Annotated in this window: 1 protein-coding gene and 1 other annotated feature; the gene reads left to right on the forward strand. The window is 65.7% G+C overall.

All coding sequences use genetic code 11. The features are described from left to right. Positions 1-52 precede the first annotated feature (52 nt). Positions 53-1,287 (forward strand): IS3 family transposase gene (locus DEJ31_RS16775; protein ID WP_258366356.1). Its coding sequence is split into 2 segments (ribosomal slippage): positions 53-332 and positions 332-1,287, totalling 1,236 coding nucleotides; the frame shifts between segments, so codons are not numbered across the junction. Then, positions 331-444, forward strand: a sequence feature (AL1L pseudoknot). Its footprint overlaps the gene before it by 114 nt. Positions 1,288-1,303: the final 16 nt, after the last annotated feature.

The following is a 1,303-nucleotide window of genomic DNA, read 5'->3' on the forward strand; positions in this document are numbered from 1 at the left end:
TGTTCCGCCCCGGGTCTGATGGAGGCTCTCAATCCACGGGAGGATGAGAGTCATGGGAGCACCGAGGAAGTACCCGGAGGAGCTTCGGGAGCGAGCGGTCCGACTCGCGGTGGAAGCGCGCCGCGACCCGAACACCAGAGGCGGTGCGCTGCGCCGGATCGGTGAACAGCTCGGGATCAATCCGGAGACACTGCGGAACTGGGTGCAGCAGGCCGAGATCGACGCGGGTGACCGGCCCGGCGTCACGACCGACGACGCGCAGCGGATTGCGGAACTCGAACGCGAGGTTCGGGAGTTGCGGCGGGCGAATCAGATTCTGAAGTCGGCGTCGGCTTTCTTCGCGGCGGAGCTCGACCGCCCCTCCAGCAGATGACGCAGTTCATCGACGCGCATAAGCACGAGTTTGGGGTCGAGCCGATCTGTCGCACGTTGCAGGTCGCCCCGTCGAGCTATTACGCGGTGAAGGTCAGACCACCGTCGGCGCGGTCGATCAGTGACGCTGCCCGCACTGTCGAGGTCGAGCGGGTGCACCGGACCAACTACGGCGTTTACGGCGCCCGGAAGGTACACGCACAGCTACGGCGGGAGGGGCACGTGATTGCCCGCTGCACCGTTGAGCGACTCATGCGGTCCACCGGACTGCACGGCGTGTCCAAGCGGAAGGGGCCGAAGACGACGATTCCGGGCCCGGTCGGGGACCGGCCGGCGGATCTGGTGCAGCGGGCGTTTACCGCGACCGGCCCGGACCAGCTCTGGGTCGCCGACATCACCTACATCCGCACCTTCTCCGGGTGGGTCTACGCCGCGTTCGTCACGGACGTGTTCTCCCGCCGCATCGTCGGCTGGCAGCTATCGAAGAACATGCGCACCGACCTCGTCCTCGACGCCCTCGAGATGGGCATCTGGACCCGGCAACGCGAGAACCGAGATCTGTCACAGCTGATCCATCACAGCGATCGAGGAGTCCAATACCGAGCTATTCGCTACACGGACCGGCTCGCTGAGGCCGGTGCGGTCGCGTCCGTTGGGTCCAAGGGCGACAGCTATGACAATGCCCTCGCGGAGGCGGTGAACTCGATCTTCAAGGCCGAGCTGATCCGCAACAAGGGACCGTGGCGCGGCATCGAGCACCTTGAGATCGCGACGGTCGAGTACATCGACTGGTTCAACCACCGCCGTCTGCACGGTGAACTCGGCATGGTCCCGCCGGTCGAGTTCGAGCAAGGCCATTACCGTCACAACCCCGCTCCGACTACCGTCGAAGCGGCACTACCGAGCCTCCACTAAACCCGGGGCGGAACAG

Origin of the sequence: Curtobacterium sp. MCPF17_031, assembly GCF_003234035.1 — a bacterium.
GTDB lineage: Bacteria > Actinomycetota > Actinomycetes > Actinomycetales > Microbacteriaceae > Curtobacterium.